Genomic DNA, 19544 nt, shown 5'->3' with positions numbered 1-19544 from the left:
CACTCCGCCGCCCTCATCGTGATCCGTCCCTCTTAAGGGCCTCTAAGCGTGCCCGCGCACCGCCGGCGCCGGGCACGCCCCGCGGTCGCTCACGTGCGGCCCAGCAGCCCAGCAGCTCAGCAGCTCAGCGGCTCAGCGGCTCAGCGGCTTCGCCCGCGCCAGCGCGTCCGGCAGTTGCCCGGTATGGACGATGCCCAGCCGCTTGGTGGCGCGGGTGAGCGCGACGTAGAGGTCCTTGGCGCCGTTCGGCGAGACGGACAGGATCTCCTGCGGCTCGACGACCAGCACGGAGTCGAACTCCAGGCCCTTCGCCTGCTCGACGGTCAGCACGACGGCCGGCGTGTCCAGGGCCTCGGGGTCGTCCGCGAACGTGACCGACCCCAGCGCTCGCAGGGGCGCGCTCAGCTCGTCCAGACACGAGGGAGGCGTGATGACGGCGAGCCTTCCGTCGCCGAGGCCGGCCAACTCCTCCCGCACGGTACGCGCCACGACGTCCGTGAGGGCGGCGGACTCCACCGGCAGGCTCCACGGCGGCACGCCGCTGCTGCGCACGGCCGTGGGCGCGACCAGGTTCTCGTCGATCTCCCGCAGGACGTCGGAGGCGACCTCCATGATCTCCGAGGGTGTCCGGTAGTTCATGCTGAGGTGTTCCTGGCGCCACCGGTCGCGCGCGTAGGGGTCGAGCACCTGGGACCACGAGCGCGCGCCGGACATCGACCCGGTCTGCGCGATGTCGCCGACGACGGTCATGGACCTGCTGGGGCAGCACCGCATCAGCACCCGCCAGGCCATGGGCGACAGCTCCTGCGCCTCGTCGATGATGACGTGGCCGAACGCCCAGGTGCGGTCGGCCCGCGCGCGGTCGGCGGTGGACGTGAAGCGTGTTCCGCCCTCGTACTGCGCGACGAGTTGTTCCGAGCTGACCATCTTGATGCCCATCTCGCCCAGCGCCTCCTTGGCGTAGGCGACCGCCTCCTGACGCTCGTGCGCGGCGACCTGATCGGCGCGGCGCTCCTCGGCGCTCTTGACGTGGCCGAGTTGTTCGGCAGCCTCGTCGAGCAGCGGCACGTCCGCGGGGGTCCACCGCAGGTTCTCCGGCGTGTCCTTCTCCGGCTGCGGGCGCAGCAGTGCCGCACGCTCGGCCTCGGTCAGCTCGGGAGAGGCGTCGGCGAGCAGCTTGGGGTCGGCGTACAGCGCGGTGAGCAGCCGCTGCGGGCTCACTTCGGGCCACAGCCGCTTCACGGCCGCCTGGACGTCGGCGTCCGCGAGCAGTTCGGCGGACAGGTCCTCGGTGTCCTCGGGCCTGAAGGTCTGGCCGAGCTTGGAGGCCAGCCGCTTGGTGAGGCCGTCGATGATTTCCTTGATGAAGATCCGCCGCGCGTGGTTGTGCGGCTGGCGCGTCTCGCGGGCGGCGTCGCGGGCACGGCTGCACAGCGCGCGGGTCAGCCGGATCTCCTGCTGGTGGACCGTGTTCCGGTTGACGGTCAGGGTGATCGGCTCGTCCGGCAGCCGCTGCAGGTTCCGCACGGCGTGCGCCAGGACGCCGGCCATGCGCGGGTCGCCCTTGACCGCGACGGCCTCCGGCGTCTCCTGCCCGGCCGCCTCGATCCCGGGGAAGAGCTGGCCGACGCTGCTGAGCAGGACGTCGTTCTCACCGAGCGAGGGCAGCACCTGGTCGATGTAGCGCATGAACGTGGGATTGGGTCCGATCACCAGGACACCGCGCTTGGCGAGGCGGTCGCGGTGCGTGTAGAGCAGGTACGCGGCGCGGTGCAGCGCCACGACGGTCTTGCCCGTGCCGGGACCGCCCTGGACGACGAGGATCCCGGACAGCTCGGAGCGGATGATGCGGTCCTGCTCGCCCTGGATGGTCGAGACAATGTCGTGCATGCGGCCGGTCCTGCTGGCCGTCAGGGCGGCGAACAGCGCCGACTCCCCGTTCAGCGCGCTGCGTTCGGCGTCGCTGAGCTCGTCGAGCTCGAACACGTCGTCGTCGACGCCGATCACCGTACGGTCCTTCGTACGGATCTGACGCCGCCGCCGCACACCCCGCGGCGTGGCGGGGGTGGCGCGGTAGAAGCCCTCGGCCGCGGGTGCGCGCCAGTCGACGAGCAGCGGCTCGTAGTCCTCGTCGGCCATGCTGATGCGGCCCACGTGGAGGGACTCGCCGTCCTTCATGTCCAGCCGGCCGAAGCACAGCCCCTGCTCGGCCGCCGACAACTGCGACAGGCGCCCCGTGTAGTGCTCCTCCAGCGACTCCCGCTCCACACGCGACTGGTAGGTACCTCCGTCGCCGCCCCGCCGGTGAACCTCCCGCAGCTGCTCATCGGCCTGACCGCGCAGTGTGTCGAGCCGGTCGTAGAGAGTCGAGACGTACTCCTGCTCGGCCTTCAGCTCTCGCTCCCGGTACGTCTGCACCGCGTCGTTCCCGGTCCCGGCGTTCTCCACGGGTCCGTTGCCCATACTTGTCCTTAATTCGCGTTGGCGTCAGATCGAAACTGAGGAGCCGGCCCGGCGTCTCAGGTCGGTACCGTTGTGGGGTTGTGGTCGCCGGTGGCCTTCCGGCGGGCGTGCGGTCCCGCCCCGCAGTCCTCCGACGGCGGGATCGCACCGTCGAGGATCTCCGCCGTCAGATCGGTGCGCGAGCGCACCCGGAGCTTACGGTAGACGCGGGTCAGGTGCTGCTCCACCGTACTCACGGTGAGGAACAGCTGCCGGGCGATCTGCCGGTTGGTCCGCCCCGCGACGGCCAGGGACGCCACGCGGCGTTCGGCGTCGCTGAGCGCCAGGTGGCCCTCGCACTCCCTGGGTTCGGGAACCCGGTCGGAGGCGGCGAAGTGGTGTCTGCCGGGGCGGCGCTCGTCCCCGGGGAGCTCGAAACCGCACGCGTCGGCCAGCCGGTCGGCGGACATCCGCACGGCGTGCGCCGTCTCCACGTCACCGCGGCTCCGGTGCACCAGACTCAGGTCCAGGAGCGTCCGCGCCTGCTCGTAGCGGTCGCCGTACCCCTCCAGCAGGCGCAGCGATTCGCGCAGCAGCGGCAGTTCGTCACGGGACTCCTCCGAGGCGGCCAGCACGCGCAGGGTGGTGCCCCGGATCCACCGCTCGTCCGGGCGCAGCAGCGCCAGCTGCTCCCTGGCGTACTTCTGCGCCTCCTGTTTGCGGCCCAGCGCCAGACACATCTCGGCCGCGTCCGTGCGCCACGGCACCACGGCGGACAGGTCGATGCGCCAGTTGCCCATCAGCTCGCCGCACTGGCGGAAGTCGCCCAGCGCGGCGTGCGGGCGCCCCCTGGCCGCGAAGTAGCGTCCCCGTGCGCGGAGGTAGTCCAGCCCGAAGGGTGTGCGGAACATGCCGGTGGTGACCGGCACGCGCAGATACTCCTCGGCCTCCTGGTGGCGGCCCGCCGCGACGCTGGAGAGCACCAGGCTGGCCAGCGGCGAGCCGATGAAGATGCCCCAGCTCTTGACCGGGTGGGCCTGCAATGCCTCGCGGGCCGCGTCCGCCGCCCGGCGCATGTCGCCCGTCCGCAGGTGGATGTGCGCCCGGATGGCCTGAAGAAGAGCGCACCACATGGGGGCGTTCCACTTGCGGGCGTCCTCGACGAGAGCGTCGCACGAGAGGGCGGCCTCGTCCAGCCGGTCGGTGTAGATGAGCACGACCAGTGCCGCGGTCGCGGGCAGGAACCCTTCGTTGTCCACGGAGAACCGCTGGATCGCCTCGTCGACGTCGAGGAACTCGCTGCCGGAGCCGCTGCCCGTCAGCGCCTCGTACATGGCGCTCAGCGCGCGCCTGTGGAGGCTGTGCCGGGCGGCGTCGGCGGCCGACTCCTCCGGGAGCGTGTTGTGCGGGCCCGGGCAGGAGAACCCCAGCCACAGACGTGCGGTGTTCAGGGCGTCGTCGAACCCGTCCGCGCCGAGCGGGTTCCGCTTGCGGCTTTCCTCGGTGGCCGTGAAGACCTCCCCGGCCTCACCGGTCCTCCCGTGCCACAGCAGGTGGGCGATGAGCTGGGTGACCTCGTACGCCGACAGCTTGTTCAGCCGTGCCGCGGCGGTCAGCTCCGGCAGGTGCCGCACGGCGGCCGCGGGGTTGACCCGCCACTGCGCGCGCATCAGGGCGGACAGGACGGTCATCCGCTGGCGTTCGTCGGAGCAGCCCTCGTGGGCGGCGCGGAGGCTGTCGATGGCCAGGCTCACGTCGTTGTCCGCAAGGGCCTGCCGGGCGGCGTCCAGGAGAACGGGCGTGGTCCAGCTCTCGTCGACGGGCGACGCCGCGATCAGGTGTCTGGCCAGGTCGATCGATCCGCGCCCGTGGTTGCGCAGCACCCGTGCCACCTCGGCGTGCAGCCGGCTGCGGCAGTCGGGCGTCATGCTGTCCAGCACGGCGTCCCTGACGGCCTCGTGCCGGAAGCGGCCGTTGTCCAGTAGTCCCATGGCGACCAGCGCCTCGGACGCCTGCCGGGCGGTGTCCGTGTCGAGGCCGAGGACTTCGGCGAGCACGGCGGGAGAGGCCGGCTCGTCGCCGAGGACCGCCCTCACCTGGGCACAGTCCCTGAGCGGTTCCCCGCAGCGGTAGAGGCAGTTGGAGACGGCCTGGCGAAACGCCTCCCCGGGTACGAGGGCGGCAGGACGCCCGCCCACCGGCGGGCGGGCGTCCTCCAGCAGGGCGGCCAGCAGCAGCGGGTTGCCGCCGCTGACGCGGTGGCAGGCGGCGGACTCCTCCGGTGGGCGGGCGCCCGCGCCGTCGGCGATCATCCGGGAGACACCGTCGGCGCTCAGGAGGGGGAGCTTGAGCCTTCTGCCGTTCGGCTGGCGGAACAGCTCCGCGTGGAACCAGGGGTACGTCTGGTGGGCGCGGCTGTCCTCGTTGAGCACCAGCAGGACGCGCGCCGAGCGCATCCGCCGTGCGACGTAGAGCAGGCTGTCCAGGGACGCGCGGTCGGCGTCGTGTACCTCGTCGACGCCGATCACCACTGGGCGCGACTCGGCCTGGCGGCGGATCAGTTCCCACAGTTCCCGTTCCAGGCCCATGGTGACCGCCGGGTCGAGGTCCGCCGTCCCCGCGTGCGGCCCTACGGAGGGCGTCTCGCGCTCGACGCGCTTGAGCAGCGGGTCGATGTCGGCCGCGGGCAGGCCGCTCGTCCGCACGAGTTGTGAGATGACGCCGAACGGCCTGTCCTGTTCCGAGCGGGAGGCGGCGGCGTGCAGGACGACAGCGCCGGATCGCTCGGCGCGCTGGGTGAGCACGTGCAGCAGGGTGGTCTTGCCGCTGCCCACGACACCGCGGACGACCACCACTCCGCCCTCTCCGGCCGCGCAGTCGGACAGGGCACGGGTGAGCGTCTCCAGTTCGACGTCCCGTTCGATCAGTCTTGTCGGTTCGATCAGTCTTGTCGGCTGTGGGCTTCGGCAGTTGAGAGCCGCTTGCGGGCTCGAAAAGCGCATCGGGCACCGTCACAAGTCAACGTCAGGGAATCCTGTTGATCAGCACGGTGAGGCGCACGGGCCCGTGAAGGCCGGCATGCGGGCGTCAGCGCTACCGGTGTGCGGTCATGGTGGGGCGCTCCGCTGCTGCAATGGGTCCGTGCCACCGAGCCGGTTATCCGCTAAGCGAAGGTTTTAGACCGAACACCGTTCGACGCATTCGAGCGGAATCGGACTGTTGGGGTGCGCCCGGCGGATTGCGCTCCCGCCGAGCCCCGTCTCGGCGCCATATCCCTTTTGGACTATTGCATTATGCATCGTCAGCCCCCGTGAGCATCAGTAACCCCGGTAAGTCGACCCCTCTGCGCCACTTCACGCGCAGCCTGAGGCGCTTGCGACAACCGGAACTCAGTCCCCCTCATTATATCGCGCCGTCAAGACAGGACATCCGGCATGTGACGCCCTACACGATTGGCTGAAACATGACTGCCGCAAATGAAGTATGTGCCTCTCCGCTCCTCGACTTCCCTTGCAACGCGCCAGTCGGCGCCGCGTCACGCCTTCAGCGGCGTCCACCAGTCCCGGTTCTCCCTGTACCAGCGGATCGTCTCCTCCAGACCGTCTTCGAAGGCGATGAGGGGGACCCACCCGAGCTCGTCGGTGATCTTCTGCGGGTCCACGCAGTAACGGCGATCGTGCGCCACCCGGTCCGAGACGCTCTCGACGGCGGTCCAGTCCCTGCCGAAGCCGTCCAGGATGCGCTTGGTCAACTCGGTGTTGACCAGCTCCGTGCCGCCTCCGATGTTGTAGACGTTGCCCGCCTTCCCCCTGGTCGCGACGAGTGCGAGGGCGCGGCAGTGGTCGTCGACATGCAGCCAGTCCCGGCTGTTCATCCCGTCCCCGTACAGCGGTACGGGGACTCCGTCCAGCAGGTTGGTGACAAAGAGTGGAATGACCTTTTCCGGATACTGGTACGGGCCGTAGTTGTTGGAACAGCGGGTGACACGGACGTCCAGACCGTGGGTGCGGTGGAAGGCCAGCGCCAGCAGGTCGGAGGACGCCTTGGACGCCGCGTACGGGGAGGTGGGCGCCAGGATGCACTCCTCACCCCAGGCTCCCTCGGGGATCGACCCGTACACCTCGTCCGTGGAGACGTGCACGAAGCGCCCCACCCCCTCGGCCACGGCGGCCTGCAACAGGGTGTGCGTGCCCAGCACGTTGGTGCGGATGAAGGTGGCGGAGTCCGTGAGGGAACGGTCGACGTGGGACTCGGCGGCGAAGTGCACCACCAGGTCCGCGCCGCGCATGGCCTGCCGCACCCGCTGCGGGTCGCAGATGTCGCCGTGCACGAGCTCCCACCGCGGATCGTCGGCGACGGGGGCGAGGTTCTCCCGGTTACCGGCGTAGGTGAGCTTGTCCAGGACGGTGAGCCGGACGTCCTCGAAGGCCGGATAGGAGCCGCGCAGCAGTTCCCTGACGAAGTGTGAACCGATGAAACCGGCCGCCCCGGTCACCAGAACGCGCATGTCTCCACCACCTTGTCTGTCATCGGGGACGGAGCGGACGGACCGCCCCGCCGGTGCCGTCGGCCTCGTCCGCCTCACGGGCCTCCTCGGACCCACGGGCACCTTCGGACTCACGGGGCTCCCCCGCCTCGTCGGGTGCGTCGGGCCGGTCGGGGGCGCCGGGCTCCTCCGGCCCGCCGGTCCCCCCGGGGTCCGCGCCGGCCGCCAGCAGCTCCGCCACGTGGTCGGCGATGGCCGCCACCGTGGGCTGGTGCCACAGCAGCGTGGCCGGGAGGGCGTGCCCGAAGCGCCTCTCCAGCCGGCGCCTGACCACGATCGTCATGACCGAGTCGAGCCCCTGCTCGGTGAGCGAGCGCCGCGGATCGAGGTCCCTGGCCGAAAGCCTCATCTCCCCGGCCACCTGAGTGGTGACCTCCTCGACCAGCCGCTCCCTGAGCAGGCCGGGCGGCAGGCCGGCGAAGTCGTCCTGCCGCCCGGCGGTCCCGTCCGGGGCGTCGGCCTCCACCGCCGCGTCCAACTCCGCGAGCACGGCCGGCCGTTCCATGCCGGGCTCCTGCGGAAGTATCCGCAAGACGGACACCTGCGGCGCCGGATGCCCGTGCGCGAGGTCCCAGGCGCCGAAGGCCTCGGCCGGAGTGATGGGGGCCGTCCCCCGGGCACGCAGCTCCAGGTCGACCACCTCGTTGACGGCCATGCCCTTGCCCTTCCACGAGGTCCAGCCGAAGCTGACGGTGCCCTCGCACCCTGCTGCCCGCCGGTGCGCGGCGAGCCCGTCGAGGAACGCGTTGGCGGCCCCGTAGGTGACCTGTCCCGGCAGGCCGAGCAGTTGGCCGCACGAGGAGAACAGCGCGAAGAAGTCCAGCGTGCCCGCGGGGAACATCGTGTGCAGCGTCCACGCGCCGTCCACCTTGGGCCGCAGCACGGAGCGCAGCGACTCCTCGTCCACGTCGTGCAGCAGGCGGTTGTCCAGGACGCCGGCGGCGTGCACCACCCCGCGGATCGGGGGCATGCCCAGCGACTCGGGTGCCAGCGCCTCGGCGGCCTGCCGCGGGTCGGCGACGTCCACGGCCACGGTGCGCACGGTGACGCCGAGCGCCTCCAGCGCACGTACCGCCTGGATCCGGGAGGCCGTCTCCTCGTCGTCCTGCCGGTCCCACGTGCCGCGCGGCGGCAGCGTGCGCCGCCCGGCGAGCACCAGCCGCCTGGCGCCGCGTTCGGCCAGCCAGTGGGCCACTTCGAGACCGAGCACGCCGAGGCCGCCGGTGACCAGGTACGTGGAGTCCGCGCGACACCGCACGGGTCCATCGCCCCCGGCGCGCTCCAGCGGCGCCAGCCGGGCGACTTCGGTGGTGCCCGCGGTCACGGCCACCACGTCCTCGTCGGGCGCGGCGCGCAGCACGTCGAGCACCGCCGCCGGGGCACGGTCGTCGCCGGGGGTGACGTCGACCGTTCCGCCCCACACTCCGGGCAGTTCGGCACGCAGGACCCGGCCCAGGCCCCACAGCGGTGACTGGGCGAGATGCGCCTCGCCCGAGGCCTCCCGCACGCCCGTCGTCAGGCACCACAGCCGCGGCGACGGGCCCTCGGCGTCGCCTCCCAGCTGTTGCGCCGTCTGAGCCAGCAGCCACGCCGCGCGTGCGGAGGACTCCGGAACCGCGAGGCCCGGAGCGCCGCCCGGCACCACCAGCACGTGCGACGCCTCGGTCGGCTTGGGGTCCAGTGCCGCCAGCTCGCCGGGCGCCGCGACGGCCCGGGGTCCGGCGCCGGCGCGCTGGAAGCGGCTGCGCCACAGCCTGGCCTGCGCCGGGTCGGGGCACACCAGCACGAGATCGAGCGGGCGGTCGCCGTCGGGCGCCGGAGCCGTGCCCCGGGCCGGCGGTTCGAAGGGGCGCCACACCGTCGCGTGGGCCAGTTCGCCGGGCGCGGCCGCGCCGGAGGCCGAGTCGTCCATGGCGGCGTAACGCAGACCGCCGAGGCGCGCCAGCACGTGACCGCCGTCGTCGGTGATCAGCACGTCGACGGTGTTCTCGCGGGCGGGATCGGCGGTCACCTCGATGGTGGCCCCGTCCGGAGGCATACCGGTGAGGTGGCACTCGTCGAGCCCGGCCACCATGCGCAGGGTGCGCGGCCCCCGGCACCCTGCCGGGGCGACGGACAGGGCCGCGTCCAGCAGCGGCGCCCAGCTCGACGGGGAAGCCTGCGGCCGGTCGGCGCGGACCCGGGCGCGCAGCAGCCCCTCGCCGCGCAGCAGTTCCTCGACGCTCCAGTCGAACGCCATGCTGGGAACGCCCACCGAGGACAACAGCTCGCGCACCGCACCGGGGTCCTCCGGGGCGAGCGGCGGCCCGCTTTCCGCGCCGGGTGACGGCTGGGGCGGCACGGGCCGGGTGGCGGGCGCCGCGAGCACGGTGGCGTGGGTGAGCCACGGGCGGTCGCCTCCCTCCTCGTCCCGCATCCGCGAGGTCAGGCGGACGCCGCCGTCCTCGTGGCTGACCTGCACCTCGCGTGGTCCCGCGTCGGTGAGCGGCAGGAGCAGACGCAGGTCGCGCAGCACCGGCGGTTCGGCACCGTCGGAGCCGGCCCGCAGCAGCGTGTTGATCAGCACCGCGGCCGGGATGACCTCCACGCCGTTGATGGTGTGGCTCCCCGGGTAGGGGCGGCACGTCTCGTCCAGGAGGGTCCGCCACAGCCGCAGAGGGCGCCCGCCCACCGGCACGGGCGAACCCAGCAGCGTGTGCGTGTCGACGTCGTGTTCGAGCCCGTCGCCGGTGCCCTTGCGCGCGTCCCGCCACAGCGGCCGGCGCTGCCACGCCACCGTCGGCAGAGGGGCCTGTGAGCCCTCCGGCTGAAGAGAGGACCAGTCGACCGGCGTGCCGTGGCAGTGCACGGCCGCCACAGCGGCCGCCAGAGTGGCCGCCTCGGGCTGGTCGCGCCGCAGTGTGGAGCCGACGAAGACGTCCGCCTGGTCCAGTTCCGAGAGGGTCTCCCGGATCGAGTGCGCGACCACGGGGTGCGCGGAGATCTCCAGGAAGGAGCGGTGGCCGTCGCGCGCGGCCCGCGCGACCGCCTGCGCGAGCCGCACCGGGCGGCGCAGGTTTCCCGCCCAGTACGCGCCGTCGAGCACGGGGTCGGTACACACCTCGTCCGATGACGTGCTGTACATGGGGATTCGAGGTTCCCGGTGGGACAGGTCCGCTGCGGCGGCGGCCAGTTCGGGCAGCAGCGGGTCCATGGAGGGGCTGTGGAACGCCACGTCGGAGGCGACGCGCCGCACGGTGAGGTCCTCCGCCTGCCAGGCGGCGGCGAGGGCGTCCACCGCGCCCGGCTCACCCGAGACGACCGTGGACAGCGGGGACGAGGCGATCGCGGCGACCACGTCCGTACGGCCGTGCAGCCGCTCGGCCACGTCCTCGAACGGCAGCGCGATCAGGGCCATGGCGCCCTGCCCTGCCACGCGTTGCAGCAGCCGCGAGCGGCGGCAGATCAGCCGCGCACCGTCTTGAAGGGTGAGCGCGCCGCTCACGACGGCGGCGGCGATCTCTCCCACGGAGTGTCCCACCACCGCGGCCGGGGTGACACCGCGGGCCCGCCACACGGCGGCGAGACCCACCTGCATCGCGAAGATCATGGTCTGGACGCGCTCGACCGTTCCGAGAGCGCCGTCCAGCAGGACCTGCCGTGGGGAGAAGCCGATCTCCTTCACGAACACCGGCTCCAGCGCGTCGATGACGTCGGCGAACGCCGGTTCTTCCGCCAGCAGTCCACGCCCCATTCCGGGCCACTGCGAGCCGTGCCCCGACAGGACCCACACTGGACCGCGGTCCTGCCCTCCCGGCACCCTGCCCGTGACCACGCCGGGGCCCTGCTCGTCGGCGGCGACCCTGCGCAGCCGCTCGATCAGCGTGCCCCTGTCGGCCGCGAGCACCGCCGCGCGGTGGTCCAGATGCGTACGGCGGTGCGCGAGCGTGTGCCCGACGTCCCGCAGCGGCACCTCGGCACCCGCGCCCTCCAGCCACGCGGCCAGAGCGTCCGCCTGCCGGCCGAGCCCCGCAGCCGAGGCCGCGGACACCGGGAACAGCGACGTGCCCGCCGCGCTGTCGTCCGCACCGGCGCTCTCGTCGCTCTCCCCCGCCGGCTCGGCCTGACCCGGCGCCTCCTCCAGGACGACGTGCGCGATGGTGCCCCCGTAGCCGAACCCGGAGACACCGGCGCGGCGGGGGCGGGTGGAGCGGGGCCACGGCGCCGGTGCGGTGACGACCTCCAGGCCGGCGTTCTCCCAGTCCACCGCGGGCGTGGGAGTGGTGTGATGCAGGCTGGCCGGGATCTCGCAGCGGTCCAGGGCCAGGATCGCCTTGACCACTCCGGCCACCCCGGCCGCCGCCTCCAGATGGCCGATGTTGGACTTCACCGAGCCGATGAGACACGGCCCGTCCGCCGGGCGCCCGGCGCCGTAGACGGCGCTGAGGGCCGAGGCCTCCAGCGGGTCGCCCCGGCGGGTGCCGGTGCCGTGCGCCTCGACGTAGCCGACCGACAGCGGGTCCACACCCGCCCGGCGGCAGGCCCTCTCCATGACGTGGCGCTGCGCGTCGCCGTCGGGGGCCATGATGCCGCTGGTCCTGCCGTCCTGGTTGACGGCGCTTCCCAGCACGGTCGCCCAGACACGGTCGCCGTCCCGCTGCGCGTCGCTGAGCCGCTTGAGCACGAGGACCCCGGCGCCCTCCCCGCGGCCGTACCCGTCTGCCGCGGCGTCGAAGGGCTTGCAGCGCCCGTCAGGTGCCGTCGCGCCGGCCGCGTCGAGAGTCAGTGTGAGCCCCGGCGAGATGATCAGGTTGACTCCTGCCGCCAGCGCCACCGGGCTCTCCCCCGACAGCACGCTCTGGCAGGCCAGGTGCAGCGCCACCAGCGAGGCCGAGCAGGCGGTGTCCACGGCGAGGCTCGGGCCGCGCAGGTCCAGCGCGTGGGAGATCCGGTTGGCCGCCGCGCACATCGCGGAGCCGATCCCCGTCCACGCCTCGATGCGCGGCAGATCCTCCAGCAGCCTGCGCCCGTAGTCGTCGGAGCCGACACCGACGAACACGCCCGCGTCGGTCCCGGCCAGCCGGCCCGGCGGAAGCCCCGCGTCCTCCAGCGCCTCCCACGCGACCTCCAGCAGGACGCGCTGCTGCGGGTCCATCAACTCCGCCTCGCGCGGGGTCAGCCCGAAGAACTCCGCGTCGAAGCCCTCGATGTCGGCGAGGTAGCCGCCCCAGCGGGTGGCCCGGCGCAGCGCGGCCGTCGTCTCGGAGCCCAGGCCCCGGTAGACCTCCCAGCGCTTGTCGGGAACCTCGCTGATCCCGTCCCGGCCCTCGCGCAGCATGTTCCAGTAGCGCTCGGGCGAGGTGGCGTCGGCGGCGAAGCGGCATCCCAGGCCGATGACGGCGACGGGTTCCGCGGAGTGGTGCTCGCTGTGCTCGGATCCCGGGACGCCGGCCATCGACGCTTCACCTTTCGCCGGAAGGTCACCGACGGCGGACGCGTGTCCCGTCGGCGAGGAGGAGTGGACGGTCATAGCCGGTCAGGCCCGCCACGGGGCGTCGTGCAGGACCCTGACGACGGCGCTGGAGACGGTGATGCCGGGGCCGACGCTGAACAGCAGCATGTGGTCTCCGGGGCCCAGCCCTCCGGTGGCCACGAGGTGGTCGAGGGAGACGATCTGGTCGCTGGCCCCGATGTGCCCGACCATCCGCCCGAACTCCCACGTCGACCTGGACAACGGCAGCCCCAGCACGGCGAGGAAGCGCTGCTCCGTGATCTCCCTGGAGTGGTTCATCATCGCGACCCGTGTGACGTCGTCGAGCCCGATGCCCGCCTCGTCGAGGCTCTGCCGGACGATGTCGCCGATCAGCTGGTGCACCTTCGGCCACACGCGGGTGCCGCCGGCCTCCGTCAGGGCGCGCCGGTTGAACGCGGCGGAACGGGCCGCGAAGTCCACCTCGCGCCCGGACGTGCAGCCGGGCGGGAACAGCTCCTCGCCGTACCTGTGGACCTCCTCGGACTCGGAGACGATGCCCGAGGTCACCGAGAGCAGCTGGGCGAACCCGTGCTCCTTGTCGAGGACGAGCGCGCTGGCGGCGTCCCCGATGATGAACCCGGGACCCGAGCGCCACCGGTCCATCAGCGGAGTCCCGTAGTTGTCCGAGGCCACCAGCAGGGCCCTGCGGCGCTCAGGCACGGCACGCAGGTGCCCGGCCGCCAGCTCCATGGCGCTGAACATGCCGTTGCAGCCTTGGCGGATCTCCAGCCCGAGCGCCTTGTCGCCCAGCAGGTGGCGCTGCACGTAGTACTGCGGCTGCCAGCCGTCGGGGCCCTGGTGCCAGGTGTCCGCGTACAGCAGCAGATCGATCTCCTCCGGAGATCCGCCACTGCGTTTGACCGCCTCCTCGGCCGCCATCAGCGCCATCTCCGGCGCCGAGACGTCCCCGGCGACGGCGGCCCCGCCCAGCTGGTGCTCCTCCACGGCGTCCGGCGGATACAGCCCCTGCTCCACGGCCTGCTCGACGGTGACCGTCTGGGGCAGGTAGGACCCGACCCCCGTGATGAACATGTCGTGCGTCTGCACGGCCGTCTCCTCTCTCGGATGACTGGACGCGTCCCCGGGAAGTGGCCGACGGGGGACGGCGGGGCCGGACGGGTTCCGGCCGGCGGAGTGGGGGACGCGGTTCAGTCGCGCACCGAGAACTCCAGCCCGGGGGCGCTGGGCATCAGCGTCACCAGCGGAGACTGCGGGGTCAGGCTCTTCATGGCCGCCCCGAGCCTGCGCCGCTCGGCTTCCGAGAGCTGAGGCGTCACCGGGATCCAGCTGGAGCGGAAGCCGTTCGCGGGGTTGCGCACGTGCTCCAGGTAGTCGGGCTCCGCGTTGTCGTTGACGAGGACGGCACCCGGAGCCAGCTGCGGGGTGAGCAGCCTCAGCACGTCCAGCGCGAGCGACGAACCCCGCTCGCCCGCCCAGCCGTCGCGCGACTCCTGGAACCCGTCCACGATGGCGTACCCCACCGGGCCGCCCAGGTCCTTCAGTGTCTCGCGCGCGTCGCCCTCGCGGATCTCCACGTAGTCGGTGAGCCCGGCGTCGTCGACGTTGCGCTGAGCGGCCTTCACCTTGGCGGGCACGACCTCGGAACCGATCACCAGCCCGCCCCCGTTGTCCCGCACCGCCGCCGCCAGGTAGATCAGCGAGGTGCCGACCGAGGTGGCGAAGTCGACGGCGCGGGTGACCTTCGCGGCCCGCGCCGTCAGATAGATGAGCTGGCCGATCTCGGAGCTGACCGACAGCGGCAGCTCCGCGAAGTCCAACGGGTCGTCGCTCCACGTCTCCGTCGACTTGCCCATGTCGTTGACGGTCTCGAACGACGCGGAGTTGCCGGCGTCGAGCCTTTCGAGGACCTCGAGCACCCGGGGGTCCCGCAGCGCACCGGTGGAAACCATGCTGGCTCGCCTTTCGCAGTAGTGAGGGCGCCGTCCGCTACCAGGCGACGGGCAGCCGGTGGACGCCGTAGGTGTTCATGTCCTCCCGCATCGGGATCTCCTCCGGCGCGGCCGCGAGGCGCAGCCCGGGGAAGCGCGCGAAGAGCTTCTGGAAGCCGATGCGCATCTCGATGCGTGCGAGCTGCTGGCCCAGGCACAGGTGCAGTCCGTGGCCGAACGCCAGGTGCGCCGTCGGCGGCGCGGTGACATCCAGCTTCTCCGGGTTGTCGAACCGCTCCGGGTCCCTGTTGGCCGCGGGCAGCGATACCGTGATGGTCTCGCCGGCTTTGATGAGCTGCCCGTCCAGCTCCGTGTCCTCCAGCGGCGCCCGCGTCGGGCTGTACTGGACGACGGTCAGGTAGCGCATCAACTCCTCGACGGCGTTGTCCAGCAGCGAGGGATCGGCGGTGAGCGCCGCGCGCTGGTCCTCCTCCCTGAGCAGCGCATAGGTGCCCAGCGCGAGCATGTTCGCCGTGGTCTCGTGGCCCGCGGCCAGCAGCAGCATCGCGATACCGACGAGTTCCTCGTCGGTGAGGTCGCTCTCGGTCAGGTCGCTCAGCACATCGTTCCCCGGCGCCTTGCGCTTCTGCCGCACGAGCTCCATCAGCGATCCGGAGATCTCCCCGATGGCCGCTCCCACCTGCTCGGGGGTCGCGTTGAGGCTGACAAAGGTGGCCGCGTTGCGCTCCAGCGCCTCACGCTGCACCTCGGGCGCCCCCATCAACTCGCTGATCACCTCGACGGGAACCGGCAGCGAGAACGCCGGGACCAGGTCGGCCGGAGGGCCCGCGGCCTCCATCGCGTCGAGGCGCTGGTCGACGATCTGCTCGATCCGCGGGCTCAGCTCCTTCATCCGCCGCGCGCTGAACACCCGCGTGAGCAGACTGCGGTAGCGGGTGTGCTCCGGCGGGTCCATGCCGATGAACATCCCCGGAGGGGCCGTCCGCCCCATGAACGCCGTGGAGCCGGGGCGTTCCACGGGAGAGCGCTTGAGATCCAGCCGGGCGCTGAACCGCGGCTCGTCCAGCACGGTCCGGGCCAGGGCGTAGCTGGTGACCAGCCATCCGACGTGGCCGTCGGGGTAGGCGAGCCGCTGGAGCGGCTGCTCGGCCCGCACCCGCGCCAGGTCCGGCGGCAGGTCGAAGGGGCGGGGACGTGCGGTGGGCAGTACGTACGGCTCCGCGGTGGAGACGCCGGAGTCCTCGGCCATGGTCAAGAGTCCTTGTCGATCGGTGAACCGGAGCGAGTACGGGTCAGGCCATGACGAACGTCGTCCGGTACAACGGCGGGCGCTGTTCGTGGTCGTGCAGCGTCAACGTCATGAAGCCCTGCTTGCCCGCGTAACGTCCCGACGTCCCGCGGACCTGGAGCACCTGCGTCATGCCGCTGAGGATCGCCGTGCAGTCGATGACACCGCGGGTCTCGAAGGTGCCGTCGTCGAAGGTGGTGACGCTGCTGTGGTACTGCCACATGTGGGGGGTGTACGTGAGCACCACGGCGGTGCCCTCCACCGTGCCCACGCGCTCCCCGGCCTCGTCGTAGAAGCCGTCCTCGTACTCCGCGTAGTCGACGCCGCCGGCTGCGGCATCGTCGACCGTCGCGAGCTTCTCGATCCGCTCCGTCAGACCCTCGACGACGAGGACGTCGTCGAGGACCTGCCCCAGCGGACCGTCCTGGGCCTTGTACAACCCACCGGCGACCGCTGCCGCGACGGCGAGCCGGCCGGGCTCCAACTCGCTGGACGTCCCCAGGTCGCCCTGGAACGCGAGCGTGCCGGCGTTGAGCGCACGCTCGGACACCGGGCCGCCCGGGTTCGCGTCCTCACCCGAATCCCGATCCCTCGTTGCGTAGTAGTTCATCTCCGGCTCCAGACTCGTCATCGGGCTCACGCCCGCCGTCGGACACGCCGCTCGCTGCCGAACACGTCACCCGCGTCCGAGCCCTCCTCCGAGCCCTCGTCCGCGTCCGAGGCGTCGCCGCGCGCCACGCGGTGGCGCATTCACGGCGGACCGCCCTGTCCCGGGCGTTTATCCGTGTATTCAAAACCCCGGCAAGCATCGGAGCATTCACTAAAGCTGCGCTAATCCCGGGCTTCTGCGACCAGTCGCACGGATTACCGCGCAGGCGGCGCACCCGGGTCGCAGCCGAGTACAGGAGCAGAGTTAGCGCCGCTTTAGTCGCGCGGTGAAGGATGCCCGTAGCGCAATGGGCCACGCATGGAACCGCACGGACTCCGCATGGACCCCGCCGAAAATACCCGCCCCCGGGAATACCCGGCGGAATGCAATCTCGGTGCTGAGTACGGTGTGCCGGCCCCCGAAGATCTCTGGGAGCAGGGAACTGATGACGGCTATCTCCTCCGACAAGGTCGCCGAGGCGCTTCGGGCGTCATTGCTGGAGAACGGACGACTTCGGCAGCGCGTGCAGCAACTCACGGAAGAAGCCGGCGAACCGATCGCCATCGTGGGCACGGCCTGCCGCTACCCCGGCGGAGTACGCTCCCCCGAAGACCTGTGGCGGCTGGTCACCGAAAACGGAGATGCCGTCGGCGATTTTCCCACGGACCGCGGCTGGGATGTCAACAGACTGTACGACCCCGACCCGGAATGCGTCGGAAAGACCGTGACCCGCTCGGGAGGATTCCTCGACGACGCGAGCGGATTCGACGCGGAGTTCTTCGGCATCAGTCCGCGCGAGGCACTGGCGATCGACCCGCAACAGCGGTTGTTGCTGGAGACGGCCTGGGAGACGATCGAACGTGCGGCTCTGACGCCCGCATCCCTCCGCGGAAGCCGCACGGGCGTCTTCACCGGCGTCATGTACAACGACTACGGCGCACGCCTGCAGCCCGCACCGGACGGATTCGAAGGCTTCATCGGCATGGGCAGCTCGCCCAGCGTCGCCTCGGGACGCATCTCCCACACCTTCGGGTTCGAGGGCCCGGCCGTCACGATCGACACGGCGTGCTCGTCGTCGCTGACCGCCATGCACCTGGCGGGCCAGGCCCTGCGCAACGGCGAGTGCGAGCTGGCCCTGGCGGGCGGCGTCACGGTGATGTCCACACCCGGCGTCTTCGTGGAGTTCAGCCGCCAGCGCGGGCTGTCTCCGGACGGACGCTGCCGCGCGTTCGCCGCCTCGGCGGACGGCGTCGGCTGGGGCGAGGGCGTCGGCCTGCTCCTGCTGGAACGTCTGTCGGACGCGCGGCGCAACGGCCATCCGGTGCTGGCCGTCATCCGGGGCAGCGCGGTCAACCAGGACGGTACGAGCAGTCAGCTGACGGCGCCGAATGGTCCGTCGCAGGAGCGGGTGATTCGTGCGGCGCTGGCGGATGCCGATCTGCCTGCGAGTGGTGTGGATGTGGTGGAGGCGCACGGTACGGGCACCACGTTGGGTGATCCGATCGAGGCGCAGGCGCTGCTGGCGACGTATGGGCAGGATCGGTCCGGCGATCAGCCTCTGTGGCTTGGCTCCGTGAAGTCGAACATCGGTCATACGCAGGCTGCCGCGGGTGTGGCGGGTGTGATCAAGATGGTGGAGGCGATGCGGCACGGGGTGCTGCCGCGCACGCTGCATGTGGATGAGCCCACCCCGCATGTGGACTGGTCGGCGGGTGGGGTGCGGCTGCTGACGGAGGCGACGGAGTGGCCGGAGACGGGGCGTCCGCGTCGGGCTGCGGTCTCCTCGTTCGGCATCAGCGGAACGAACGCGCATGTGGTGCTTGAGGCTCCGCCTGCCCCGGATGCCGTGGCTGAGGATGCGCCCGCTTTTGCGGAGCCCGCCGGGCGGGTGGTGTTCGCGTTGTCGGCGAAGTCGCAGGTGGCGTTGCGTGCCCAGGCCGCCCGGCTGGAGGAGCATCTACAGGCCCATGCTGAGCTGGGGGCGTCGGCTGTTGCGGGTGCGTTGGCCACCACCCGTACCGTCTTCGACCACCGCGCTGTTGTCACCGGAGCGGATCGTGGTGAGCTGGTCGAGGGCCTGCGTGCACTGGCCCGAGACGAGACCCACCCGGGGGTGGTGTGTCCGGGGAAGGCTGCGGATGCTTCGGGGCGGACGGCGTTCCTGTTCTCCGGGCAGGGCTCCCAGCGCGCCGGAGCCGGTGCTGGGCTGTATGCCGTCGAGCCGGTGTTCCAGGCGGCGGTCGATGAAGCCTGCCGGCACCTGGACCCGCTGTTGGGCCGGTCGCTGACGGAGATCATGTTCGCCGAGCCGGGCAGTGAACCGGCCCGCCTGCTGGACCACACCCGCTACACCCAACCCGCACTCTTCGCCCTCCACCTCGGCCTCCACCGACTCCTCGAACACCACGGCCTCAAACCCGACTACCTGGCCGGACACTCGGTCGGGGAGATCAGCGCTGCCCACTGCGCGGGAGTCTTCTCTCTCCCCGACGCCGCACGCCTGATCGTCAAGCGGGCGGAGCTGATGGGCCAGCTGCCGCCCGGCGCGATGGCCAGCATCCAAGCCACCGCAGACGAACTCACCCCCCACCTCAACGACCAAGTGTGTGTCGCGGCCTACAACACACCCCGCCACACCGTCATCTCCGGCGACCCCGACGCCGTCGCAGCCATCGTCGAGACGTTCACCGCCGAGGGGCGGAGGGTGAAGACGCTCGCGACCGAGCATGCCTTCCACTCTCCTCACACCGACACCATCCTGGACGCGTTCCGGGAGGCGGCCGAGCAGGTCACCTACCACCCACCCCACACCCCGCTGCTCTCCAACCTCACCGGCCGACCCGCTGAAACCGATCAACTCACCACCCCCGCCTACTGGACCGCACACATCCGCCAACCCGTCCGGTTCGCGGACATGCTCACCACCCTCGCCAACACCGGCACACGCAGCTACCTCGACATCGGGCCGACCCCCACCCTCGCCCCACTCGCCCACCACACCCTCACCGACGGCGACGGCGACGCGGACACCCCCACCGTCCTCACCACCCTCCACCCCGACCACCACGACACCCACGCCCTCACCAACACCCTCGCCCACACCCACACCACCACCCACCCCCTCACCTGGCACCACCCCAACCCACACACCTCCACCCCCCTCCCCACCTACCCCTTCACCCACCACACCTACTGGC

9 protein-coding genes are annotated in these 19544 nt (G+C 71.7%); 1 reads left to right on the top strand and 8 read right to left on the bottom strand.

The features are described 5' to 3' along the window. Positions 1–132: 132 nt before the first annotated feature. The 8 genes from DTL70_RS08745 to DTL70_RS08710 all read right to left on the bottom strand — a co-directional run bounded on the left by DTL70_RS08745 (position 133) and on the right by DTL70_RS08710 (position 16308). Positions 133–2463, bottom strand: coding sequence for a HelD family protein (locus DTL70_RS08745; protein ID WP_114021304.1), 2331 nt, complete (start codon positions 2461–2463; stop codon positions 133–135). A 56-nt stretch (positions 2464–2519) separates the two neighbouring features. Next, on the bottom strand, positions 2520–5444 hold the full coding sequence (locus DTL70_RS08740) for an ATP-binding protein (protein ID WP_114021303.1): 2925 nt from the start codon (positions 5442–5444) through the stop codon (positions 2520–2522). A gap of 533 nt (positions 5445–5977) precedes the next feature. Then, positions 5978–6949 (bottom strand): dTDP-glucose 4,6-dehydratase, encoded by a 972-nt coding sequence (rfbB, locus tag DTL70_RS08735; RefSeq protein ID WP_114021302.1) that lies wholly within the window; start codon positions 6947–6949, stop codon positions 5978–5980. Positions 6950–6968: 19 nt separating this feature from the next. Further along, a complete protein-coding gene (locus DTL70_RS08730; protein WP_114021301.1) occupies positions 6969–12422 on the bottom strand; it encodes a type I polyketide synthase in 5454 nt (1817 codons plus the stop codon). An 81-nt stretch (positions 12423–12503) separates the two neighbouring features. After that, on the bottom strand, positions 12504–13547 hold the full coding sequence (locus tag DTL70_RS08725; protein WP_114021300.1) for a ketoacyl-ACP synthase III family protein: 1044 nt from the start codon (positions 13545–13547) through the stop codon (positions 12504–12506). A gap of 101 nt (positions 13548–13648) precedes the next feature. Then, positions 13649–14410, bottom strand: a complete 762-nt coding sequence (locus DTL70_RS08720; RefSeq protein ID WP_114021299.1) for an O-methyltransferase — start codon at positions 14408–14410, stop codon at positions 13649–13651. A gap of 37 nt (positions 14411–14447) precedes the next feature. Next, the gene (locus tag DTL70_RS08715; RefSeq protein ID WP_114021298.1) at positions 14448–15659 is read right to left on the bottom strand and encodes a cytochrome P450; all 1212 of its coding nucleotides are present in this window, start codon (positions 15657–15659) and stop codon (positions 14448–14450) included. 43 nt (positions 15660–15702) lie between these two features. Continuing rightward, a complete protein-coding gene (locus tag DTL70_RS08710) occupies positions 15703–16308 on the bottom strand; it encodes an allene oxide cyclase barrel-like domain-containing protein (RefSeq protein WP_114021297.1) in 606 nt (201 codons plus the stop codon). A gap of 484 nt (positions 16309–16792) precedes the next feature. Here DTL70_RS08710 and DTL70_RS08705 point away from each other — a divergent pair. Next, positions 16793–19544, top strand: a 2752-nt coding sequence (locus tag DTL70_RS08705; protein ID WP_245979150.1) for a type I polyketide synthase, incomplete at its 3' end; no start/stop codon positions are given.

Source organism: Streptomyces diacarni (assembly GCF_003323715.1).
GTDB lineage: Bacteria > Actinomycetota > Actinomycetes > Streptomycetales > Streptomycetaceae > Streptomyces > Streptomyces diacarni.
This window is presented reverse-complemented; position numbering and strand designations above follow the sequence as displayed.